This window comes from Gemmatimonas sp. UBA7669 (genome assembly GCF_002483225.1).
Classification (GTDB): domain Bacteria; phylum Gemmatimonadota; class Gemmatimonadetes; order Gemmatimonadales; family Gemmatimonadaceae; genus Gemmatimonas.
Window position 1 is genome coordinate 1 of the sequence record NZ_DLHL01000016.1, and the last position, 22,229, is coordinate 22,229.

General features: G+C 66.2%; 19 protein-coding genes. 6 read left to right on the plus strand and 13 right to left on the minus strand.

Going from position 1 to position 22,229, the window contains the following annotated elements:
* Window positions 1–49 precede the first annotated feature (49 nt).
* On the minus strand, window positions 50–940 hold the full coding sequence (locus B2747_RS20225) for a S1 family peptidase (protein WP_414652181.1): 891 nt from the start codon (window positions 938–940) through the stop codon (window positions 50–52).
* Window positions 941–1,234: 294 nt separating this feature from the next.
* Window positions 1,235–1,768, minus strand: coding sequence for a hypothetical protein (locus B2747_RS05650; RefSeq protein WP_291157698.1), 534 nt, complete (start codon window positions 1,766–1,768; stop codon window positions 1,235–1,237).
* A gap of 152 nt (window positions 1,769–1,920) precedes the next feature.
* Here B2747_RS05650 and B2747_RS05655 point away from each other — a divergent pair, with 152 nt between their 5' ends.
* A complete protein-coding gene (locus B2747_RS05655) occupies window positions 1,921–3,156 on the plus strand; it encodes an EAL and HDOD domain-containing protein (protein WP_291157701.1) in 1,236 nt (411 codons plus the stop codon).
* Between the two features lie 175 nt (window positions 3,157–3,331).
* Here B2747_RS05655 and B2747_RS05660 read toward each other — a convergent pair whose 3' ends face one another.
* Complete coding sequence (locus B2747_RS05660; protein WP_291157703.1) at window positions 3,332–5,629, minus strand: TonB-dependent receptor family protein; 2,298 nt, start codon at window positions 5,627–5,629, stop codon at window positions 3,332–3,334.
* A 97-nt stretch (window positions 5,630–5,726) separates the two neighbouring features.
* Entirely contained in the window at window positions 5,727–6,623 is an 897-nt protein-coding gene (locus tag B2747_RS05665) for a LysR family transcriptional regulator (protein WP_291157705.1), read from the minus strand.
* A gap of 114 nt (window positions 6,624–6,737) precedes the next feature.
* On the opposite strand from B2747_RS05665, the gene B2747_RS05670 reads away from it, so the two are divergent.
* Complete coding sequence (locus tag B2747_RS05670) at window positions 6,738–7,652, plus strand: ABC transporter ATP-binding protein (RefSeq protein ID WP_291157708.1); 915 nt, start codon at window positions 6,738–6,740, stop codon at window positions 7,650–7,652.
* Window positions 7,649–11,317, plus strand: coding sequence for a hypothetical protein (locus B2747_RS05675; protein WP_291157711.1), 3,669 nt, complete (start codon window positions 7,649–7,651; stop codon window positions 11,315–11,317). The genes B2747_RS05670 and B2747_RS05675 overlap by 4 nt, the downstream gene beginning before the upstream one ends.
* A gap of 111 nt (window positions 11,318–11,428) precedes the next feature.
* Here the strand turns inward: B2747_RS05675 and B2747_RS05680 are convergent, their stop codons facing one another.
* The 3 genes from B2747_RS05680 to B2747_RS05690 form a co-directional block, all read right to left on the minus strand.
* Complete coding sequence (locus B2747_RS05680; protein WP_291157714.1) at window positions 11,429–11,959, minus strand: hypothetical protein; 531 nt, start codon at window positions 11,957–11,959, stop codon at window positions 11,429–11,431.
* A 167-nt stretch (window positions 11,960–12,126) separates the two neighbouring features.
* The gene (locus tag B2747_RS05685) at window positions 12,127–12,732 is read right to left on the minus strand and encodes a hypothetical protein (protein ID WP_291157717.1); all 606 of its coding nucleotides are present in this window, start codon (window positions 12,730–12,732) and stop codon (window positions 12,127–12,129) included.
* A 17-nt stretch (window positions 12,733–12,749) separates the two neighbouring features.
* The gene (locus tag B2747_RS05690) at window positions 12,750–13,526 is read right to left on the minus strand and encodes a hypothetical protein (RefSeq protein ID WP_291157719.1); all 777 of its coding nucleotides are present in this window, start codon (window positions 13,524–13,526) and stop codon (window positions 12,750–12,752) included.
* Between the two features lie 66 nt (window positions 13,527–13,592).
* Between B2747_RS05690 and B2747_RS05695 the strand changes: the two genes are divergently transcribed.
* Together B2747_RS05695 and B2747_RS05700 are read left to right on the plus strand one after the other, a co-directional pair.
* Window positions 13,593–14,189 (plus strand): TetR/AcrR family transcriptional regulator, encoded by a 597-nt coding sequence (locus tag B2747_RS05695; RefSeq protein ID WP_291157722.1) that lies wholly within the window; start codon window positions 13,593–13,595, stop codon window positions 14,187–14,189.
* Between the two features lie 221 nt (window positions 14,190–14,410).
* Window positions 14,411–16,633 carry a glutamine synthetase III gene (locus B2747_RS05700; protein ID WP_291157725.1) on the plus strand — a complete coding sequence of 741 codons (2,223 nt, stop codon included), beginning with the start codon at window positions 14,411–14,413 and terminating at the stop codon, window positions 16,631–16,633.
* 142 nt (window positions 16,634–16,775) lie between these two features.
* Here B2747_RS05700 and B2747_RS05705 read toward each other — a convergent pair whose 3' ends face one another.
* From B2747_RS05705 to B2747_RS05725, 5 genes are all read right to left on the minus strand, one after another.
* Window positions 16,776–17,543: a LytR/AlgR family response regulator transcription factor gene (locus tag B2747_RS05705; RefSeq protein ID WP_291157726.1), complete on the minus strand. Its 768-nt coding sequence runs from the start codon at window positions 17,541–17,543 to the stop codon at window positions 16,776–16,778.
* Complete coding sequence (locus B2747_RS05710; RefSeq protein ID WP_291157729.1) at window positions 17,540–18,625, minus strand: sensor histidine kinase; 1,086 nt, start codon at window positions 18,623–18,625, stop codon at window positions 17,540–17,542. The genes B2747_RS05705 and B2747_RS05710 overlap by 4 nt, the downstream gene beginning before the upstream one ends.
* A gap of 27 nt (window positions 18,626–18,652) precedes the next feature.
* A complete protein-coding gene (locus B2747_RS05715) occupies window positions 18,653–19,219 on the minus strand; it encodes a fasciclin domain-containing protein (RefSeq protein WP_291157732.1) in 567 nt (188 codons plus the stop codon).
* A 181-nt stretch (window positions 19,220–19,400) separates the two neighbouring features.
* Window positions 19,401–20,276, minus strand: a complete 876-nt coding sequence (locus B2747_RS05720; protein WP_291157735.1) for an anti-sigma factor — start codon at window positions 20,274–20,276, stop codon at window positions 19,401–19,403.
* A complete protein-coding gene (locus B2747_RS05725) occupies window positions 20,273–20,884 on the minus strand; it encodes a sigma-70 family RNA polymerase sigma factor (RefSeq protein ID WP_291157736.1) in 612 nt (203 codons plus the stop codon). Before B2747_RS05725 ends, B2747_RS05720 begins: the two co-directional genes overlap by 4 nt.
* Before the next feature lie 254 nt (window positions 20,885–21,138).
* On the opposite strand from B2747_RS05725, the gene B2747_RS05730 reads away from it, so the two are divergent.
* On the plus strand, window positions 21,139–21,537 hold the full coding sequence (locus B2747_RS05730) for a luciferase family protein (protein WP_291157738.1): 399 nt from the start codon (window positions 21,139–21,141) through the stop codon (window positions 21,535–21,537).
* An 11-nt stretch (window positions 21,538–21,548) separates the two neighbouring features.
* Here B2747_RS05730 and B2747_RS05735 read toward each other — a convergent pair whose 3' ends face one another.
* Window positions 21,549–22,154 carry a hypothetical protein gene (locus B2747_RS05735; RefSeq protein ID WP_291157741.1) on the minus strand — a complete coding sequence of 202 codons (606 nt, stop codon included), beginning with the start codon at window positions 22,152–22,154 and terminating at the stop codon, window positions 21,549–21,551.
* Between the last annotated feature and the right edge of the window lie 75 nt (window positions 22,155–22,229).

The following is a 22,229-nucleotide window of genomic DNA, read 5'->3' on the forward strand; positions in this document are numbered from 1 at the left end:
CGACTTTTTCAGCACCCTGTTAGACCGTCTTTTCGGCAGCAGCGGTCCGCTAGGGATCATCTGACTCATCCTCAGCTCGCTGTACCAGCTCGGCCGATTTCAACAAGAACTGCGCCGAAACTTGCTTCCCGTCCATTGACGTTATCTCTGGTCTTAGGCAAGCGACAATCGAACAACCTGAAATCCTCCGATCAAGTGTTCCTGCATCTTCAGGCTCTGGCCCTGAGCAAACGACACCGACCACTTCAATTGGCTCACCGTCATTCGCGTATAGAACGACGGGAGAACCGCTCATTCCAGACGAAACCGGTATTGAAGTCTCGAAACACGCATCTCTACAGAGAATGTGACCGTCCTCATGAAGTGCAGTGACGGAGCCTAGCCTCAGAACTAGTTCGCGCGCGAGTTGAAATCCTTTGGTAGCACCTTTGGCTACAGAAGCAGGCGCTGTGCTCATTGCGTTGTATCCAAGGACTGCGACCTGATCACCGACAGAAAGGCGGCGGCTCACAAAACGTAGTTCTCGATCGAACTTGAATCGATCCTCGCTGCCCTGAGGTTCTACTCCGAGGAAGGCGAGGTCTGAAGGGTCATCCAAAATGCACCAAGAGACGGGTGCCATCTCTACTTGAGATGATCGTATACATAGGACCCGAAGCTTCTCCTTGGCTAGCTCGATTCGCTGGCGTGGAGTCCTAAACTCCGTCGGAGTAGTCGGATGTACTGCGCGTCTAGGTTGCTGCAATCGCTCGACCTCGCGTAGAACATGTGCAGCCGTGCATACCACAGCCGACTGGATCTGCGCGCTAACAAAAAAACCACTTCCGACTGCTCGTGGAAAGCCGTCCAGGTCAAATGCAACTAAGGAAACAAGCCCCTCGTTGAGGACGTGATTTAGCTCCAGTTCTGCCTGGTTCCACACCCACCCGTCTGGGATCATACCAGTGACTCCACAAAGTTGATCTGACGCAAACTGGACTTCGCAAGACCGGCGCGCCGCGCCCTCTTGAGAGATCGATTCGGGAGCAAGCCATCCTCCTCTTTCGCGAGCCCGCCGCACACAATCACGCCATCCATGGAGAACCTACGGCCCAAATCACAGAAACCGCCAGACCGCGTTCTACCGCGGTTATCGCTGTATAACGTGACGGCGCGCCGAGACGACCCAGACCACCCCACCAACCACCGGCCGACCGCGAGAACGACCCACACGAACTGGCCCCAACCACCGCCCCTACGCCGACGCCGGCTCCGACCCAGACCCAGACCCAGCCCCCGCCGCTTCAACAGCCCCGACCTCACCCGCCGCCACCGCGGGCTGAGCCCCCTCCACCACCGGCAACGTCACCCCCGCCTTCGCCGCCCGGCTCTCCAGCGTCGCCCGGTCCGCCAGGCTCCGGATCATCGCGTCCGCCTCGCGGTTCTGCAGGTACTTGCCCTTCTCCCAGCCCTCCACGATCCCCTTGGGCGTGCCGTAGATCAGCTCGGCCCACTGCGCCACCGTCAGGCCCAGGGACTCGCGCAGCTGCCGGATGGCCTTGGGCGCCAGCAGGTCGTGCGCCGCCCGGATCTGCTCCGTGGCCGCCTTCTCCGCCGCATCGCGCTGCTCGATCGTGCGCTGCTCGTGCCCGCACTTCTCACAGCGGAAGAACTCGCGCGTCACCTCGGCCGCCATCCCGCTCAGCCGCATGGTCACCGCTTCCTGCTGCAGGGCGTAGCGGCCACCGCAGCCGCGGTGCAAGGTTCCGTCGAGGGTCGAAAGGCTCATGACAGGGGGTTCGGGCTTGTTCGGGGCCCCCAAGCACCAGGGCGCCGCCGCCGCCGGCCGCGCCTCGTGCCCAGAGTGGGCCGTGGATCGTCTGAAAGTCGCAGAAGGCGCGACGTCCGCGCCACCCCTTGCATCCCGCTCCTGCCCGATCCATGTCCGACTTCTGTCTCGTTCGTCAGCCCGTCTTCGGCAGCACCGGTTCGCTCATCGGATACGAAATCCGGTTCAACGACACCGACGACGGCCGCAATACGTTCGCGCAGAGCTTTCTGTCGGGCAATTTCGACCTCGTCCGCAATCGCCTGCCGGCCTTCGTGGCCGCCAGCCGCGAGCAGCTCGTGGGCGACGCGTTCCTGGTGGCCGAGCCGGGGTCGGCCATCGTCATGCTGCCGCCCTCGCTCACGCCCGACGCCGAGGTGGTGGAAGCCATCGCGCGCCTGCGCGCCGGCGGTGGTCACGTGGCTCTCGACAGTGTGGGCGCCACCCCTTCGGCCGTTGAAGCGCTGCTGCCGCACATGAGCTGGGTGCGCGTGGACGCGCGCAGCGGCGACCCGGCCACCATCAACGCCATCTGCGATCGCATCATGGCCGCGGTATCGGCCACCGGTGCCCCCGCGCCGCGCCTCATTGCCGGCAACGTCGAAGACCTCAATCAATACGAGGCCACCCTCGAACGCGGCTTCGACGGCTTCCAGGGCACGTTCTTCTCGCGCCCCGAACCGCTGCCCGCGGCCGACATGCCGCAGAGCACCGTGGCCGCCATGCGCCTCATGGGCCTCGCGCGCAACAATGACGTGAGCGACCGTCAGCTCGAGGACGTCATCGCCACCGACCCCGTGCTCACCTTCCAACTGCTCCGCCTCGTCAACAGCGCCGCACTCGGCGGACGCGGCGTGGAGAGCATCGGACAAGCACTGCGTCTCATTGGACGCAATGCCTTCCTGCGCTGGCTGGCCGTGGCCGTGGCCGCCGCCCGCAAGAGCAAGAACGGCGTGGACCAGGAGCTGGTGCGTCAGGCCGTCGAACGCGGACGGCTCTGCGAGCAGCTCGCGGGCCGCGGACGCGACGCCGGCACGCTGTTCCTCGTGGGACTGTTCTCGCTACTCGACGCGGTGTTCCGCATGCCGCTGCACGAAATCCTCGAGCGCGTGGTGCTCAGCGAAGACGCCAATCAGGCGCTGCTCGACCGCAGCGGACCCTACGCCGACGCCATCAACTTCGCGGAGTCGTACGAGCTGGGGTTGTTCGAGAACGCCACGGAGATTGCCACGGGCATGGGCGTGGACGCGGGCAAGCTCGGTGACTTCTATACGAATGCGATCAGCTGGACGGCCGAGGCGCTGGGGGCGGCGCTGGAGACCCAGCAGGCGGCGCCGGGAAGGCGGTAAGCCAGGCAGCACAACACAGGGACATTTGCGTACTCAGAACTCGGAACCTGAACCCAGAACTCGAAACTGATCAGTTCCGAGTTTTGAGTTCAGGTTCCGGGTCGTAGGTCTTTGCTGCTGCACGCCCAAACATCACCCTCGCGCTCACGCCCCTCACGCCCCCGTCTCGCGGCCTTCACCAACCGTGCGACAGCCCCACCTGCACCAGACGCGGCAGTCCGGGCAGCAATCCACGTGTGCGGTCCACCACCACCGTGCGGTCGGTGAGGTTCTTCACCGAAACCCAGGCGGTGAGTGACGTGGCCGGCACCGGCAGATTGGCGGTCACGTTCCACAGCGCATTGCCTGCGAGTGTGCCCTGCTGCCCGTCGGCCACCAGCACGCGCGTATTGGCCGCGTCGCCGAACTGCTCGCTGATGGCCACCAGCTCCACCCGCAGGTCGGCGCCGGAGCGATGGCGCGCACCAAGCGTGGTGGTGAGCGTGTACTCGGGCGCATACGGCAACCGGTTGCCCGTGACCGACACCCGGCTGCGCGTACCGCCGCCGTTCTGCTCGCCGTACACCTTGCCCACGACATCGCTGCCGCCAGTCCCGATGTAGGCGAAGCGCGTACCTTCGAAGCGCGCCACGGGCGTCCACGCGCCGGCCAACTCGGTGAACGGCGTGATGCCCGCAAACTCGCGCAGCGACTCCGCACGCAGCGACAGCTCGGCGCCGCGATGCAGCGTACGACCGGCGCTGGTCAGTGTGGCACCAGTGCCGCCCGCCACACTGGCGGGCACGATCTGGTTGCTGAAGTCGAGGTTGAACACTGTCGCTTCAATTCGGTAAGGACGAGCCGGAATCCAGCGCAGCCCCGCTTCGCTGTTCCAGCTCAATTCCGCGCCCAGTTCCACCACGCCGCCGGTCGCGTTGCTGATGATGTCCTCCGGGCGCGGCGGGGCGAATCCGCGATGGATGCCCGCGAACGCCGTCAGTCCCTCGCGCAATCGCAAGGTGGCGCCGGCGCCGGGAATGAGGGCTTCCAGTGTTGTCACACCCTGTACGCCATCTGGCGCGCTGGCCGATGGACGACGATTGAGCCGCGTGAGGCGGAGCGCCTCGCCGCGCAGGCCACCACTCAGGGTGAGCGCGCCGGTTGCCACACGCAGCTGTGCATAGGAGGCGTAGGCTTCAGTGGTCCGTCGATTGTCCTCCACCAGTCCGGCGTTCACGTTGCCAGTCGCGCCCACACTGCGCCCGCGGGGCGTGGAGGTGTTCACCTGCAATCGCTCCTGCGACTCGTGATGCACGCGGGCGCCCGCGTCGAGCTCCACCACGGCGCGCGCGTGCAGCCACTGCCAGCGCGCGCGCGGCTCAAGACCCACCACCACGTATTCGCGCAGACGACCTTCTGCGCCGCAGGTGGTGCTGAGATTGGCCATGCCGCCGCAATTCGGGTCGCTGCGATCATTCGGACGCTGGGCCGAGTTGGAGCTCTGACGCCACCAGTCACGGTTGATGCGATACGCGTACAAGGTGGTGGTGAGACTGCGCCGGTCGTTGCGCCCCACGCGGTGCGCGAGCGCGCCGCCAATTCGTGTGATATCGAAGCCATCGTTCACGAACGGGTTCTGCCGCGGGTCCGCCGCGTACTCCGCTTCCGTGAGGCCGGAGTACGTCACCGTGGAGCGTTCGCGATAGGCATTACCGCGAAGACTGAGCTGCTGTGTCGGGCTGAGTGGCACGAGCAGCTTGAGTGACACGTCGTCCACTTCGGACGAGGTGTTGGCCCGGGCCCCGTCTCCGCTGCGGCGGATATAGTCGGCCAGCAGCCCCGTGCCACCGGCCTCGCCAAACGTGCCCCCGGCCTTGGCGTGCAGGCTGGTGAACGCGCGCGTGCCGCCACTCAAGGCGACGCCGCCCTGGGGACTGCGGGGAATGGACGGTGTGAGATAGTTGATCACGCCGCCCACGGTGTGCGGACCATAGAGAATCTGCCCGGCGCCCTTGAGCACCTCGATGGACTCCATGCGCTCGATGGGCGGATGATAGTAGGCAGCGTTGTCACCGTAAGGCGCGATGGTGAACGGAATGCCGTCCTCGAGCAGCAGCACCTTGGTGGACCGCGTGGGATTGAGCCCGCGCACACCGATGTTGGGGCGCAAACCAAAACCTTCCTCGTCCCTCACCACGAGCCCTGGAACCTTGCGCAGCGCCTCGTTGGTGGTGAACACCCGGCTCGCCTTGAGCTGCGCTGCGTCAACCCGGTCGGCCGATCCGGCGAAGCGGGCCAGCCGGTCGACGCTACCCATCACCGAAACGCCAGGCAGGCGCACGGTATCGCCGCGAATGCGGCGCGACGTGGAGTCGCTCGGGATCTGGGGCCGTGCGCCCTGCGCCGCAGCAAGGCGAGGGTAAGCCGGGACGGACAGCAACGCGAAGGCCAGACTTGGGGCAGCGCAACGCGTGAGAAAGGGGCGGAGAGGCATGGTACCGGTTGAGAATGAGTTTCAAACACCGCAATCCCAAGCAAACCTATCGGCATTGTGCCGGTCAACTCCGTAGAATCCCGGGGTCTTCGCCGCCTCACCGAGCCCCCCGCAACTCCTCTCTCAAGAACCGCACAAACGCCGTCGCGCGTGCCGATCGCCCCCGGCGACCGCCCGTGTACGCCACCACATCGGCATCCGGCAAACTCCACGCCGGCAGCACGGCCACCAGTCGCCCCTCGCGCAGGTCATCCGCCACCGACCAGCGGCTGCGCACCATCACCCCAAGACCGGCCAACGCCCAGTCGCGTACCACGTCGCCATCGTTGCTTGCCAGCAGCGGTGACACGCGCACCTGCCGCGTGCGGCCCGCCTCGTCCCGAAAACGCCACAGCGTCACGTCCTCGTCGTTCTCGCGCAGCGCCAGACAGGGCAGGTCGCGCAGGGCGTCGGGCTGCAATGGTACGCCCACACGCGCCAGCAAATCCGGCGCCGCGCAGCACACCCGCCCGTTGGGCGCAAGACGCTCGGCGCGCAATCCATGCGTGGGTTCATCACCAATGTGAATGGCCACGTCCCAGGCGGTGTCGGGCACACGCGCCAACCGGTCACTCAGCGTGAGCTCCACCGTGACCTGCGGATGCACACGCTGAAACTGTGCAACCAGCGGCGCGATGTGATGCCGACCAAAGCCGAATGGCGCCAGCACACGCAGCGGACCCGCCACCTCACCGCGACGTGACGCCAGTTGTTCGTGCAGGGCCGCGAGCAACCCGCCGATCTTCTCGCCTTCACTCATCAGCAGCTCACCCTCGGCGGTGAGCGTGGGACGTCGCCCCCGTCGCTCCAGCAATCGCACGCCCACCCGGCGCTCGAGATCCTGCAGCCGCTGGGTGACGGCGGACGGCGTGACATCCAGCGCACGCGCCGCGGCAGCCAGCGAGGGCGTGCGCGCCACCACGGCAAAGAATTCGAGATCGGCAGGTGCCAACACGGGCCTCTCCGGGACTATAGTATTAAGTCCAGACTGTACGCTGCATTCACCAATGCTGTTTCGAAACTTCATGCCGAAGCCGGGCGTGGTGAGGTCATGACCCCTCCCCCACCCATGACCACACTCCACTCGGCCCCCGCTCGGCTCCGCCTGCGTCAGGTATCACGCACTTACCCCAACGGCGTGCGGGCACTGCGTGGCATCTCACTGGACATTCCCGCCGGCCTCTACGGGCTGCTGGGCCCCAACGGTGCCGGCAAGTCCTCGCTCATGCGCACCATTGCCACGCTGCAACCCATGGACGCGGGACAGATCACCTTCGACGGGCAGGACATCTTTGCCGATGTCACCGCGCATCGCGCCCGTCTGGGCTACCTGCCGCAGGACTTTGGCGTGTATCCGGGTGTGTCGGCGCAGGTGCTGCTCGACCATCTCGCGCTGCTCAAGGGGCTCGTGCACAAGGGTGAGCGGCGCGCGCAGGTGGACGCGCTGCTGCAGCAGGTCAACCTGTGGGAACACCGAAAGCGTGCGGTGAGTGGCTACTCGGGCGGCATGCGGCAGCGCTTCGGCATTGCGCAGGCCCTGCTGGGCGCGCCGCAATTGCTGATTGTGGACGAACCCACGGCGGGTCTCGACCCCATGGAGCGCACACGCTTCTACAACTTGCTCAGCGAAGTGGGCGAGCAGGTGGTGGTGCTACTGTCCACACACATCGTGGAAGACGTGCGTCAGCTCTGCGCGCGCATGGCCATTGTGGTGCAGGGCCAGGTGGTGCGCGAAGGTGTGCCCGATGAACTGGTGCGCGAACTGCAGGGCCGCGTGTTTGCGCGCACGCTGCCGCGACACGAGACCTTTGTTCTGCCGCCGTCAATGCGTGAACTCTCGCGCACACTGCACGCCGGGCGTGCAAGGGTGCGCCTGCTGGCGGAGCAGGCGTCATCCGGCATTGCCAACGAGTCTGCCGAGCCCAGTGAGCCCACACTGGAAGACGTGTACTTTCATGCGCTGGCCGAGGCCAGCACCACATGACACGCCTTGCGGGACTGGCGGGTTTCGAACTGCGCTATCAGGCCGTGCGGCTCACCTTTCTGGCCACGCTGCTCTGTCTGGCGTTCATTCCCTTTGCGCTGGTGGCCACGGGCTTTGGCCCGCGTGCCGATGCGGTGAACGGGGCCTTCATTGTCACCGAAAGCCTGGCGCTGCTGTCGCTGATGAGTGTGTTTGCGCTGCCGCTGCTGTGTGTGCACGCGGCCCTGCGTGACGACGAGCACGGCATGCGCGGGCTCATTGATGTGCAGCCCGTATCACGCGGACTGCTGCTGGCCGTGCGCTTTGTGGTGGTCCTGAGCCTGCTGCTTGCGGTGCTGCTCTTCTGCACAGCGTTGCTGGCCGCGTTCCCCGCTGTGTTATCGGTGCGCACCGACCGGTTGGTGGCCTTCGACGTGGCGCCGTATGCACGGGCCTTTGTGTGGCTGGTACTGCCCAATGCGCTCTGGTGCACGGCGCTGCTCTTTGCCGTGGCCGCCGCCACGCGCAGCACGCTGGCCACCTTCGTGGGTGCGGTGTGCATCTATGCCGGATATCTGGTCACCGCGCTCATGGTGGACAGTCCGCTCATGGCCGGCACACGTCCTTCCACGCCCGAACTGCTGGCGCGTGTGGCATTGCTCGACCCGTTTGGGCTGTCGGCGTTCTTTGAGCAGACACGCTATCTGCCGCCGACAGAGCGCAGCGGGTATGTGCTGCAGATGAGCGGACGCATGCTGCAGAACCGACTCATGGTGCTTGGCCTCGGTGCACTGTGTGCGGCGCCGCTGCTGTGGCTGGATGAGCGGATCGCACGCGGCACGGGACGGCGCAGCATACTGACTGCGTGGTGGACGCGAAGCTCTCGTAGCGCTTCCAACGCAGATCCCGTCGCGCAGGCAAACCGCGCCGTACCCACCGTAGTGCCCCACACACAGGGAATCGTGTCGTGGTGGCACAAGGCGCGCGGTGTGGCGGCACTCGAGTCGCGTGTGCTGCTGCGCAGCTGGCCGCTACTGTTGCTGCTGGTGGTGTGGGTGGTGGTCATTGCCATCGAAGCCGACGGACAATTGCGCAGCGGTGAGTACGGCACGCGCGTGCTGGCCACGACCTCGCAACTGGCCGATGCGGTGCCGCAGGCGCTCGAACTGCTGGGTGCCCTCTGTGTGCTGTACTTCGCCGTGGAAGTGTTTGGCCGTGAGCGCGTGCTGCACTTTGCCGGCATCCGCGACGCCACGCCGGCTGCCAGCACCGCGCTGCTCGCCGGCAAGCTGCTGGCCCTTTTCATGGTGCCGCTGTTGCTCACCGTGACGGGGTACGGCACCACGGTTGCACTGCATGTGGTAGTTGGCGGCCTGCCCATCGAGTGGGATGTGCTGATCGCGCACATGCTGGTCTCGCTGCTGCCACTGGCCATCACGACGGCCATGGCCGCCGCGCTGCAGGTGCTCATTGGTCAGCGCTGGCTGGCCATGCTGGCCGGACTGGTGCTGCTCATTTTCAGCGCGCAGGGCGCTGCGCTTGGCGCCGAGCATCCGCTCTGGCGCTTTGGTGCCGCACCGGCCATCAAGTGGTCGGACCTGAGCGGCTACGGCCCCGGTCTCACGAGCTGGCTGGCCTTCCAAGCCACCTGGCTACTTGGCGGCATGCTGTGGCTGATGCTCGCGGCCGGCCTCTGGCCACGTGGTGAAGCGCTACCACTCGTTGCGCGACTGCGCCGCGCGCCAGTGTTGCTGCAGCAAGGACTGGGGCACAACGGACGGCGCGCACTTGCTCTGGTGGCACTGCTGTTTGCCGGAACCGTGGCGGGCATGGCGTGGGTGACCACCGTGCAACAGCCCTACACGTCGTCGCGCCAGGCGCTTGCCCGCCGCGTGGACTACGAGCGCCGGTACGCGCACTTGATGGGCGTGGCACAGCCGTCGGTTTCGCATGTTGAGCTCATCGTGGATCTCGAGCCCCGCGCCGCCCGGGCCACCATCACGGGCGCGGCGCGACTCACCAACACCACGGCGCAGGCGATTGACACGCTGTACGTCACGTTTCCCACGAGTGTTGCGCGGGTCACCTGGGACAATCTGCCGCCGCAGTTCACGCTGATTGCCGCCGACAGCGCACAGCACGTGTACACACTGGCGCTGGCACAGCCGCTGCAGCCAGACAGCAGTGTGATGCTGCCGCTCAACGTGCAGCTCGATGGCGGTGGCATTCGCGCCAACGGCAACCCCATCGACATTGCGGCCAACGGCACCTATCTGCACTCGACGGAGTTCCTGCCGCGCTTTGGCTTCATGCGGGGCCGCGTGCTGCGCGATAGTGTGGAACGGGTGGCGCAGGGTCTGCCAGTGCTCAGCGATACGCTGCTGCTGCAGCCGGCATCACACATCGACTCACTCTCGGCGGTGGTTGCGCAGCATGGACAATCGCCCGCCTGGTACTCGGCCACGGTCACCATTCACACCGACGATGATCAGGAGGCGCAGGGGCCCGGCTTGCTTGTAGCGCCGCGTGCTGCAGGCGACCGCACACCCACCGCGCCTCCGGGGCGTCGCACATTCACCTACCAGCGCCAGGGCCTCGGCACACCGGCCTTTGTCATTACCAGCGGGCGTTACGCCGCACTGCGCGATACCGTGCAGACGGCCCATGGTGCGGTGCCCGTGGAGGTGTGGCACAATCCGCGGCACGCCGCGCCCGCCGCGCGGCTGCTGGCGGTGAGCACCAAGTCGCTGGCGCAACTCGTGCAGGACTTTGGCGCCTACCCGCATGATGCGCTGCGTGTGATTGAAGTCTCCTCGCAGTGGCGATTTGGTGCCTATGCCATGCCGGGTAGCATTTACCTCACCGAAACCCGCGGCATGCTGAGCGATGCACGCGAAGGCGCGGTGGACTTGCTGCTGCGCCGCATCGGACATGAGGTGGCCCACGAATGGTGGGGGCACGCGGTCAATCCATTGGACGTGGAAGGTCGTCTGCTGTTGGTGGAAACACTGGCCCGCTACGCCGAGCAACTGCTGGTGCAGCGCGCGCAGGGTGAGGCCACGGTGCACGACATGCTGGGGTATGAGGAGGACCGCTACTTCCGCTCGCGTTGGCTGGGCGAACGCAGCCTGCTCACCATGATCGACGACGACGGCCTGTTCTACGGCAAGGGTGCACTGGCCATGCACGCCATGCGGCACCTGCTCGGCGATAGCGTGGTGCTGCAGGTGGCGCGCCATGTGGTTGAGACGCAGTCCGGCCCGCGTGGCACGGCCACCGCCGCCGCGTTTGTGGAGGCGCTCATGGCCGTCGCACCCGACAGCGCCGCCCGGGCGACGGTTCGCGAGTGGTTCGCCGAGCGAGTCATTTACGACTTTGCGGTGGACACGGCAGCGCTGGTGCCGAGCGGCAGTGGAACCCGTGTGACGGCGCAGTTCAGTGTGACGCGCACGGCGCTGGTGGACAGTGCCGGTCAGTCGGTAGAGCGCACGCAGCCGCTGGATGGCGTGACGGTCCCGGTGGGATTGCGCGGCCGCGATGGCGGCTGGCAGATGCTGCGCGCGCGGGCAGTACGCGGCGTGGTGACGCTGGATACGGCGGTGACGTGGCCGGTCGAGCGTGTGGAGATTGATGCGGAGCGGGTGTACCTGGAGCGGGATCGCAGTAACAACGGACGAACTCGGTAACGCAACCGAGCCTGGAAGAGTACGAAACCCCAAACTCAATACTTCAACTCAAAGCTCAAAGCTGCCCGATCTGTCGGTAAGCTCTGAGCTTTGAGTTGAAGTGTTGAGTTTTCAGTTTTCGCGACCGGTCACGCGGCTCGACTCGTTGTACGCCCCGTACGCCCCACTCATCGCCGTGCCGCCCGTCACCACCCCAATGCGCGTGAACACAAACGCCATGCCTTTGCCGGCGTTCTCGCGCTCGGGCCTCCACGTCAGGCTCAGCGCGCTTGCTCCCACAATGGCCCCGAGCAAGGGCACATTGGGGCGACGCGCACCGTTGGTCTCACGCACGACCAGCGTGTTCACCACGCCGCAACTGAGCGCACGTCCCACACGCGGCCAGAATGGGCGGCCAGCGCGCGCGCCGTTGCAGCGCATGGCGGGTCCGTGCGCAGGCACCACACGCAGCAAAGCAAAACGCAGCAGTTCTTCGCTGGCCGCAAAGCCCACCTGATCGGCCACACGTGCGCCGTAGCCGGCCCAGGTGCGCTTCCACTTGGCCGGCATGGCCGCGGCCTGATTGAAAGTAGAGGCGCCCAGTGCACCGGCGGCCAGCAACGCGTAGTGCTTGGCAATGCCGCCTTCGTGAGTGACCGTCACGCTGTCTACCGCTACGCTGTCTACCGCTACGCTGTCTGCGGAAGCCACCTGCGCAGACAGCCCTCTTGGACTCCATGCAACCAAGCAGGCGACCGCGAAGGCCGTCGCCCGCACACGCAACAGGTTCTGCAAACGCTGAAGTTCGAATGGCGACGTGCGGGCCGCACTCACCGCGCTGGCGGGGCCGGCGGTAACGTCTGCGCGCGCATGCTGCCGGGCGCGGAGTCGGTGGCGGGCGGATAGTACTGCGGCGCGCCCGCGGTGATGGCCAGCCGCACCCGCTCCGATTGCGTGGCGTTGACGCCAAACAGCACGAGCACGAGGTTGGCCGAGCGTACCACATCGAGTGGTGGTTCGGGCCAGGCACCAATGCTGTCGCCCTCGGGCAGCAGCCGAAACCGATCGAGGCCGCGCGACGCCTGCACCCCCGCCATCGAGTCGGCAAAGTAGAACGCGGCCATGGTGGCCGTGCGGCCAATGCGATAGCGCGTGCCGCGCTCGGGGAAGTATGGCACGGTCAGCGTGTCGAGCACCTTGGCACTCATGCCGGCCTTGTTGATGCGATCCTCGAGATGACAGGGCCGCCAGGTGCCATCACGCGGGCAGGCCGAATCGGAGGGCGTGGCAGGCCGCGGCACCGGCGGCAGACTGCTCACGTCGGCCTTGGGTGCTTCGGCTTCCTTCTTGTCGCTGCAGGCCGCAGCGACCAGCAGCACGGTCGCGGTCAGCATCGCCAGGCGCGCGCGATGCGTTGGCAGGGCACGAGAACTCATGCGCCCAACTTAGCACATCAGGCTGATGGTCGCGCCGTGTCGTGACCGTCTGCGTCACGGTCTCCGTCACGGTCTCCGTCACGATCTCCGCCATGGTCTTCACCGCGCGAGAGATTCCACGCTGCCACGGTCATCCATGCCGTGTGACAGGCAACGACCACACCAAAGCCGGTGACGTCGAGATGCAGGTGCCCCACCATCACCAGCAGCCAGGGCACGAGACCGGCCAGTGGCGCTGTCCACCAAACAACGGCGGCAAAGCCCGCTTGCCCACGCATGGCCAGACCCCACAGGGTCATGGCTACCGCCGTCAGGGCCACATACACGGTGGCAAAGGCCTGATTGAGTCGGCCCGTATAGTGCAGTTGCTGCATGGCCACGTCGCGCCGCGCGGCGTCCTGCACCACATCCCGGGCGTCGGCCAGGTCACTCAATATGGCCGGCGCCACCAGCCCGCTCATGATGGCCGCCGCCATGACACACACGGCAGCCAGCCCAAAGCAGGCAAAGGCTCCGCCACTCAACCAGGGGCGCGCACGCAGTCGCCAGCTCAGCGCCCCCATGCCCACCAGCAACAGGGGCACCGCGCCAATGGCGGCGCCGTGCACAAGGCGTCCTCGCCACAACACGGCACCCGCGCCCGCTCCGTGCGCATTGGCGTCGGCAATGGACTCGGCTCCGGTGGGGTGCAGCCACATGACGAGCAGCACCACCAATGAACCAGCGAGTGTGAGAGCGAAGGCGGGCGTGCGTAATGGCGTACGCGAGGACGCGGAGTTGCGGGATGTCGACATGGCAGGTGGATTGAAGGGGAGTGAACTCGCCCGCATGATGCGCCCCCGTTATGTCACCTGCGCAGGATGATGAACATCAACCCGTCGACTGTTCAACAAGCGGATTCGGACGGTGAACCCGACCCGCGCGTCGAGCGCTCCGAGCGTGCGCTGCGACAGGCCATGCATGACCTGCTGTTCGAGGGCGCATTTGACGAGGTCACCGTGCAACAGATCGTGGCGCGTGCCGGGGTCTCACGCGGCACGTTCTACGCGCGCTATCGCAACAAGGACGACGCGCTGCTGGCCAGCCTCGAAGGCATGCTGGCCTCGCTTGAACACGGCCTGGCGCAGGAACAACCGGCGCGGCTGATTGCCGCCGCCGAACTGCTCACGCACATCGACTCGGCAGGTCGGGTGCGCGACGCGTTGGCAGCGGGCGGGAAGCTGGAGCAGGTGCTCGACTACATGGGTGATGTACTCGCGGAGCAGATGCAGCGGCGGTTTGACGTCTTTGGTGTAAAGGCGGCCATGCCACCCGCGCTGGCCGCGCGCATGCTGTCGGCGGCATTCATGGAGATGTTGCGCTGGTGGGCCGACCGACCCGAGCGGCCCGACGCGCGTGTCATGGATGCGGAGTTCCACCGCATGGCGCGTCGCATGCTGCGCGGAGGACCGGGTTAGCCGGCATTTCCTGTTCCTACTGTGGGATAATTTTCGGCATACTTTCGGTTTATTGTTTGCATTGTGCACGCCGGCCGCGCTTTTGTGCAGTTTTTGCAGTCGAACACCATCGTTTCGAGCACAAGGTCTTGGTTTTCGCGACTTTTGCTCCGATATTTTTGTCATCGACGCACGAATCCGGGTCCGCTTTGGCAGACCAGTACCTACACCACGCCCCCTCCATGGCCACCAACAACTCCTCCCGCATGGCGGTCATGCGGGAAATCACGAACCGGGCTCCGCGCCTCACCTCACGCCCTGAGGAGAACGGCGTCCAGAGCCCCACCAGCGCCTGGTTCGGCATGAACACCTTCGGCCTGCGCCAGATGCGCGCCAAGCTACCGAAGGACGTCTACAAGAAGCTCGCGGCCTCCATCCGCCTCGGCAAAAAGCTCGACTCCGACATCGCGCCGGTCGTTGCGCAGGTCATCAAGGAGTGGGCCATTTCGCGTGGCGTGACGCACTTCACGCACTGGTTCCAGCCGCAGACGGGCCTCACGGCCGAAAAGCACGACGCCTTCCTCAACTTCGACGAAGCCGGCCTGCCCATCGAGACGTTCACGGGTGAGCAGCTCATTCAGTCGGAGCCCGATGCCTCGTCGTTCCCCTCGGGCGGCCTGCGCGCCACCTGGGAAGCGCGTGGCTACACCGCATGGAACCCGGCCTCGCCGGTGTTCATCAGCGAGACGGGCGGCGTCAAGTATCTCTGCATTCCGTCGGTGTTCATCGGCTACAACGGTGAAGCACTCGACGAGATGACGCCGCTGCTCCGCAGCTGCGACGTGCTGTCGGCGCGCGCCACCGAGCTGCTCTCGCTTATCGGTGACACGGGCGTGCTGCGCGTCATCACCACGCTGGGTGTGGAGCAGGAGTTCTTCCTCATCGATCGCGGCCACTTCGCGCTGCGCCCCGACCTCGTCATGGCCGGACGCAGCCTCGTGGGCGCGCCGCCGCCACGCGGTCAGCAGCTCGAAGACCACTACTTCGGTGGCATCCCCGAGCGAGTGCAGGCCTGCATTGCCGAAGTCGAGCAGGAGCTCTACAAGCTCGGTGTGCCCATCTGCACGCGGCACAACGAAGTGGCGCCGTCGCAGTTCGAAATGGCGCCCATCTTCGAAGACTCCGAAGTGGCGGTGGACCACAACCACCTCGTCATGGCCATCCTGCGCAAGGTCGCGCTGCGCCATGGCCTGCAGGCGCTCATTCATGAGAAGCCCTTCGCCGGCATCAACGGCTCGGGCAAGCACTGCAACTGGTCCATGGCCATCGTGGCCGACAACGCGCTCGACGGCACGAACCTGCTCAAGCCCGGCAAGACGCCGCATCAGAACCTGCGCTTCCTGCTGTTCCTGGCGGCCGTGCTGAAGGGTGTGCACAAGCACGCCGGTCTGCTGCGCGCGGGCATCGCGGTCACGGGCAACGAACATCGCCTCGGCGCCAACGAAGCGCCGCCGGCCATCATCTCGGCCTTCCTTGGCAAGGGTCTCACGCAGGTCGTCGAAGACATCGCCGCCGGCAAGACGTCGGCGTCCAGCGCCGAGCAGGCCATGCTCAAGCTGGGTGTGGCCAAGCTGCCCGAGGTCGAGCAGGACAACACCGACCGCAACCGCACGTCGCCGTTTGCGTTCACGGGCGCCAAGTTCGAGTTCCGCGCCGTGGGTTCGTCGCAGAACATCGCCTTCCCCGTCATGCTGCTGCAGGCGGCAGTGGCCGAGGCCATCGGCGAGATCACGGCCGAACTGAAGAAGGAAATCGCGAGCGCCAAGAGCGTGGATGACGCGGTGCTCAAGGTGGCCAAGAAGGCCTTCAAGGAGAGCACGCCGGTGCGCTTCGAGGGCAACAACTACTCCGACGAGTGGGTGGTGGAGGCCAAGCAGCGCGGCCTGCTCAACCTGCGCCGGACGCCGGAAGCGCTGGAGCAGCTCACCACGAAGGGCGCCAAGAGCCTCTTCAAGGACACGGGCATTCTCACCGACGTGGAGCTCGAGAGCCGCTACCATGTGCGCCTCGAGCGCTACATCAAGGACATGCTCATCGAGCTGCACACGCTGCAGCAGATGGTGGACACGCAGGTGCTGCCGGCGGCCTACGGCTACATCGGCTCGCTGGCCGGCACGGCGGGTCAGGGTGCGGCGGCAGGCATCAACATGCAGCCCATCGTCGACGCGGCCAACGCGACCAGCAAGCTCGTGGCCACGCTGCAGAAGAAGCGTGCCGAGCTGGCCAAGGTGATTGCCAAGGCCGAGCACATGCACGACGACGCGGCCGCCCAGGCGCAGTACATCACGAGCACGGGCGCCGAGATCATGGCCGAAGTGCGTGAGGCCTCGGACGCGCTGGAGATGAGCATCGGCGACGAACACTGGCCGCTGCCGCGCTACCGCGAAATGCTGTTCCCGGTGTAAGGCCAAGACTCGCGTAAGGGCCTTCGCCCTCTACGCAGTCTACCGTGGGTTGTGAGTGTGAGTGGTGCCGCACCATGCACCACTCACACCCACAGCTCAGAGCCCAAAGCCCACAGCAGTGGATGGCCGACTGCAGTTTTTCTTACCGCAGTTCCTCTTTGAGCTTCTGCGCAAATCTCCGACTCATCACCACCGGCTCCCGCTGCCCTCTCAGCCACACCTGGTAGCTGCGCGGCATGTGCTCGGCAATGCGCTCCACCATCTCCATGTTGACGACCGTGGAGCGATGAATCTGCTGAAAGGGCGGCGACGGCAGTCGCGCCATCCATTCGGCCAGCGTCTTGCGCACGACCACCCGGCGTCCGTCGGTCAGTGATACGATCGTGCAGTCACCATCGGCCTCCACACAGCGCATCTGTGCCACGGGCAGAAATCCCATGCTGCCATCGAGTCGCAGAAACAGTCGATCGTGAATGCCAAGGGGTCGGCCGGGGCCCGTGGCTTCGCCCGACTCATCGTGTGTCTGCCCTTCTGCTGCGCCGGCAACCGGCGCCGGCCCCAGTCGCGCGATCGTGTCCGCCAGGCGCGCAGCCGACACCGGCTTGAGCAGATAGTCGAGCGCGCGTACCCCAAACGCATCCACCGCATAGCGGTCATGCGCCGTGACACACACCACACGCACCTGCGGCGGCAAGAGCGGCGCGAGCGTCAGCCCCTGCTCCTGGTGCAGCTGCAAGTCGAGGAACACCACATCGATTGTCTCGCGCTGCACCAGCTCAGCCGCTTCAGCGAGCGTGCTGGCTTCGCCCACCACCTGCACCTCGGGATGCGCCTGCAGCATGCGCCGCAACTCCACGCGCGCGAGCCGCTCGTCGTCTACCAGCAGGGCCTTCCAGTGTGCCGCGCTCATGTGCCCAGCCGGGCGTAGGGCAGCGTGAGACGCACACGCACGGCCGCGTGGTCTGATTCAGTTTGCAGTGAAGCCGCCGTGCCGTAGGCCAGCGCGAGACGTTCGGTGACGTTGCGCAGTCCCATGCCGCTGGTGGCCGCGTCTGGAGCCCAGGTTCCGCTGTTCTCCACCGTGAGCACGAGCTGTTCGTTGTCCACCGCGGCGCGCAAGGTGACCACCAGCGGCGTGCCGCGCCCATGCGTGACCGCGTTCTCCACCAGCGGGGCCAGCAGCAGCGGCGGCACGGCAGCCTCACGCGCCTGTGGCGAGGCGTCTACAGAAACGTGCAGTCGTTCCTCGAAACGCAGCTTCTCCACCGCGAAGTAGGCTTCGTGCAGCGCCAGCTCGTCACCCAGTCGCACCCGGTGCACCGGTTCGAGCGACAGCGATCCACGCAGATACTCGGCGAGCTGCGTGATCATGTCACGAGCGCGTTCGGGGTCTTCGCTTACCAGCGCACGCACCGAGTTGAGTGCGTTGAAGAGGAAGTGCGGATTGACCTGCGCCACGAGCAGGCGGTGCTGCGACGCCGCCTGCAGTGCGCGGGCCTGCTCCACGTCACGCGCCGCAAGCACCAGCGTAACGCCCGCGGCCCAGAGCAGCATGATGAACACATGCACCACAAACATGCGTCCCACCATGGACACCGACTCAGCGGCCAGCGCAGCGAGGGAGCCGTTGGTCCACCACAGATAGCCGAACATCCACGGCAGCGTGGCTGCCAGCGCCACGGCGACAACCTGAATGGGCAGCGTGAGCGGCAACCAGCCGGCGCGCAACGCACTGGGTGCGCGCCAGGGCGCCACACGGCGCAATGCCCAGACCATGGGCGCGGAACAGAGCATGCCCACCAGCACCCAGCGCACGGCATTGAGCACGCGCTCGGACGATTGCGGTTCCTGCGCCGACCCCTGGCCCCAGACCGCCACCCCGATGAGCAACCACAACCCCCCGTGCACCACCGCAGCGCGCCAGGGGGACGGCGCTCCGGTCGTACGCGGGGGGTGTGAAAGCACAGCGTCAGGGGTGCCAGCGGGGCGCATGCCCCAAATGTGGCACCGCGTGCGCGCTTACGGCAGCAACACCTTGTCGATGACCAGGATCACGCCGTTCGACTGGTACACGTCGTACACGCTGATGTTGGCCACCTGTCCCTTGGCATCCTTCACCACCAGGTTGCGCGGGCCGTTCATCATGACCGACAGCGTGCCACCGCTGGCCGTCTTGAGCGTGGCCGTGCCGTTGCCCTGCTTGACCGCGGCCATGAGCGCCTCGGCGTCGAGACGACCCGGCACGACGTGATAGGTCAGCACACTCGTGAGCGTGCCCTTGTTCTCGGGCTTGAGCAGGTTGTCCACCGTGCCGGCGGGCAGCTGCGCGAAGGCCGCGTTGGTGGGCGCGAACACGGTGAACGGTCCCTTGCCCTTGAGCGTCTCCACCAGACCCGCGGCCTTGACGGCCGCCACGAGCGTGGTGTGGTCGGCCGAGTGTACGGCATTGTCAACAATGTCCTTGGAGGCATACATGGCCTGACCGCCGACCATGGGGTTCATGGACTGCTTGGACTGGGCCGACGCGGTACCGGCGAGCAGCAGCGAGCAGGAGAACGCGGCAATTGTGGTGAGTGAGCGCGACATGATGAGACCCTCGGCGATCGTGTGAGTGAGTTGGTTCGTGCATTGCGCCGGTGCGCGTCAGGTCAAGCCTGAGGTGTTGCGTCCGGCGTCGCTGCATGTACGCCGGGCCGCAAGCGCCGGATGCATCGCGAGACGATACAGTGGCGTGCGGCCCGATGTCGTCACTCCCACGTGCTCAGAGTTACTCGGTCTTCACTTCACCCACGAGGAAGGGGGTCATGGTGGGCACGGGTGAGCCGGTCGCGGCTTCCTCCGTGACGGCAAAGGCCGCAACACCCGCTGTTCCCGTGGCCACGGTGATGTCATGCAGCAACTGCGACCCGTCACTGCCGGGCCGGAACAGCGTGAGCGGCACCGGCTTGCCGTCGCGAATCATCCACAGGCAGTAGGCGCGATCTTCAGCAATGGGCGCGAGCCCCGAGGCATGAATGACCGCCTTGCCGCTGCGCGGATTCCAATACACCTGCAGCGCAGGACCCGCCTGTGTGTTGGGTGTGAGGCGCACCAGCACGAGATCGTTGCCGCCGTCGGTCAGCGTCTGCAGGGTAGACTCGCGCTGCGCGAGACGCTGGCGTGTGGAGTCGAGCGCCAGAGCCTGTGTGCTGAGCTGCAACTCGAGCTCTTGCACCTGTTCACGCAGGTTCACGGCAAACACCGCACTGGCAGCCAGTGCGGTGGCAAGGAGCGCCGGTACCCAGCGAATGCGTGGACCGGTGTTGGGTGCGCGTACCGCCGGTGCGACCGGCGTAGTGGCCGATGGTGCGGCGCGCTGCGAGGTCGCAGCCGACGCCTTGGCCTCCGCCCTTGCCTCCACCTTGCCCTCCGCCTCGATTCGCGCCAACACGCGCTCACGCAGCGCTGGCGGCGCAGGGGTGGCATGCCCCTCGGCCAGCATGGCAAAGGTTTCGCGATGGGCGGCGAGCTCCGCTTCGAGTTCAGGGGCGAGCGCGGGATCGCGCAGGGCGCGTTCGAATTGCGCGCGCTCTACATCGGTGAGCGCCTGCAGGAGATACCCCGGCGCCAGGTCACGCAGTGCGTCGAGAGATGGATGCGTCATGAGACGGCCTCTGGGGCGTGGCCGGCAAGTCGCTCGCGCAGCTTGAGCAGACCGAGTCGAATGCGGGTCTTGATGGTACCGAGGGGTTCCTGCAGCGTCGCGGCCACCTCGTGATGCGTGAGGCCCTGGTAAAAGGCCAGTTCAATGGCTTGGCGTTGTGGCGGCGGCAAGGTCACCAGCGCGGCCTGCACCGCCGAGGCGCGCTCGTTGGCTTCGAGCAGCGCCGTGGGTTCAGCCGGAGCGGAGCCCATGGCCACGGGTTCGTCGCTGTGCGAGGCCGCGCGCTCTTCGGCCACGTCACGGCGCTTCCTGGACCGCAGATGGTCCAGTGCGCGCGTACGGGTGATGGTGGTCAGCCAGGCCACCACCGATCCGCGTGTGCCATCGAAGCGTGCCGCGTCACGCCAGACCTGCGCGAAGACATCGCACACCACATCGTCGGCGTCGGCACGCTGTCCGGTGATGCGCAGCGCCAGGCCGTACACCAGCGCGGCGTGTCGGTCGTAGAAGGGCCCTGCCGCGCCACGATCACCGCGCGCCATGGCGGCGAGCAGCTCGACATCGTGGTGTGTGGGCAGATCGGCCGGAGTGTGGGGATCAGCAGTCATGTGCCATGGCGAATCCCCTGAGCTGGCAGTCAGGTTCCCGAACGTCGAGGGAAACAACGGATGCGGTTGCGTGAACGTCAGCGTCATACCTGAGACATACGCCGCTGCCGTCACATTGGATTGCCAGCACGGATGATGTGCAGGATATGTAACGGTTCTCCACGCCCGAACTTGCCGACCCGCCGGTTCGGGTGCAAGCTCGTGGAGCTGCGAAGTCGCACGCGACGTAGCACACCCGGGTTTGAGGAGCCAACATGGGCACCATCGATTTCGGCGCAGTCATTGCCGGCGTCGTTCGGCAGTGGGACGGGGTGGAAGTCACACCGCATCGCTTCGGCGGTGTGGAGTTCCGCGTGGGTGGACGCGAGATCGGTCATGTGCATGTGGGCGGTGTGGCCGACCTGCTCGTGCCCGTGCGCTTGCGCCGCGATCTCGTGGCCGCCGGCCGCGCCATGGCCCATCATACCCTGCCGCATTCGGGATGGATCAGCGTGCGCCTGCGCAGTGAGCACGATGTGCCCAACGCCATTGCGCTATTCAGGTTGAACTACGAGCGCCTCACGGGCGTGGTCGTGAAGAAGGCGCCAACGAGTCAGATCCTGCCGAACGTCACACTGCTGGCCGATCGCAGTATCGATGACTTGCCGGCCTGACCCCGACCACCTTACGAGGTCTCACCTCTTCCAATCTCAACTCGCTCCCGCGACGCCATCAACTGCGTGACATAGCGCTGCCCCTCGCTGATCCGCTCAACTTCCTCCGCCACCGCATCAATCGCCTGCTCCATCCGCTCCAGTCGCGCGGCACTCTCCAGCACCACCGGCGCCGGCTTGGGATTCCTCGCCCGGGCCAGCAGCAGTCGCGACAAGGCCAATGCCAGCGGCATCAGCACCGTCACCGTGCCCACAATGGAAATGGCCGTCAACTGACCGGACGAGAACGGCCCGTATCGCACCGCCGCTTCCTGTGTGGTGCCGTTGAGCGCCGCTGCCGCGCGCAGCTCACCATTGAGCGCAATGGCCTGCTCCAGCTCCGCAATGCGAGAGTTCAGCACCGCGAGCTGCGGCTGCATGCCTTCGCGGGCCGAGGCATCCGCGCGGTCCATCTTGCGCAACAGGTCATCGCGTCGACGAATGGCGCTGTTGATCTGCGTCGAAAGTTCCGAGCCCCGGGCGCGCAGTCCTTCGAGATCTGCCGACGTGAGCCGCGACGCATCGATGGGAATGGTGGCGTCGCCCACACGCAACCCAACCGGGGCGCCAGGGGCCACAGGAGCCTGAGGAGCCGCTGGCGCCGGCGCGGCGGCCGGCGGAGCGGCGGGAGACTGGGTAGCTTGCGCAATGGG

Coding starts and splice junctions, on each gene's coding strand:
- B2747_RS20225 (WP_414652181.1), bottom strand. CDS start 940: ATGATCCCAGACGGGTGGGTGTGGAACCAGGCAGAACTGGAGCTAAAT.
- B2747_RS05650 (WP_291157698.1), bottom strand. CDS start 1,768: ATGAGCCTTTCGACCCTCGACGGAACCTTGCACCGCGGCTGCGGTGGC.
- B2747_RS05655 (WP_291157701.1), top strand. CDS start 1,921: ATGTCCGACTTCTGTCTCGTTCGTCAGCCCGTCTTCGGCAGCACCGGT.
- B2747_RS05660 (WP_291157703.1), bottom strand. CDS start 5,629: ATGCCTCTCCGCCCCTTTCTCACGCGTTGCGCTGCCCCAAGTCTGGCC.
- B2747_RS05670 (WP_291157708.1), top strand. CDS start 6,738: ATGACCACACTCCACTCGGCCCCCGCTCGGCTCCGCCTGCGTCAGGTA.
- B2747_RS05675 (WP_291157711.1), top strand. CDS start 7,649: ATGACACGCCTTGCGGGACTGGCGGGTTTCGAACTGCGCTATCAGGCC.
- B2747_RS05685 (WP_291157717.1), bottom strand. CDS start 12,732: ATGAGTTCTCGTGCCCTGCCAACGCATCGCGCGCGCCTGGCGATGCTG.
- B2747_RS05690 (WP_291157719.1), bottom strand. CDS start 13,526: ATGTCGACATCCCGCAACTCCGCGTCCTCGCGTACGCCATTACGCACG.
- B2747_RS05695 (WP_291157722.1), top strand. CDS start 13,593: ATGATGAACATCAACCCGTCGACTGTTCAACAAGCGGATTCGGACGGT.
- B2747_RS05700 (WP_291157725.1), top strand. CDS start 14,411: ATGGCCACCAACAACTCCTCCCGCATGGCGGTCATGCGGGAAATCACG.
- B2747_RS05705 (WP_291157726.1), bottom strand. CDS start 17,543: ATGAGCGCGGCACACTGGAAGGCCCTGCTGGTAGACGACGAGCGGCTC.
- B2747_RS05710 (WP_291157729.1), bottom strand. CDS start 18,625: ATGCGCCCCGCTGGCACCCCTGACGCTGTGCTTTCACACCCCCCGCGT.
- B2747_RS05715 (WP_291157732.1), bottom strand. CDS start 19,219: ATGTCGCGCTCACTCACCACAATTGCCGCGTTCTCCTGCTCGCTGCTG.
- B2747_RS05720 (WP_291157735.1), bottom strand. CDS start 20,276: ATGACGCATCCATCTCTCGACGCACTGCGTGACCTGGCGCCGGGGTAT.
- B2747_RS05725 (WP_291157736.1), bottom strand. CDS start 20,884: ATGACTGCTGATCCCCACACTCCGGCCGATCTGCCCACACACCACGAT.
- B2747_RS05730 (WP_291157738.1), top strand. CDS start 21,139: ATGGGCACCATCGATTTCGGCGCAGTCATTGCCGGCGTCGTTCGGCAG.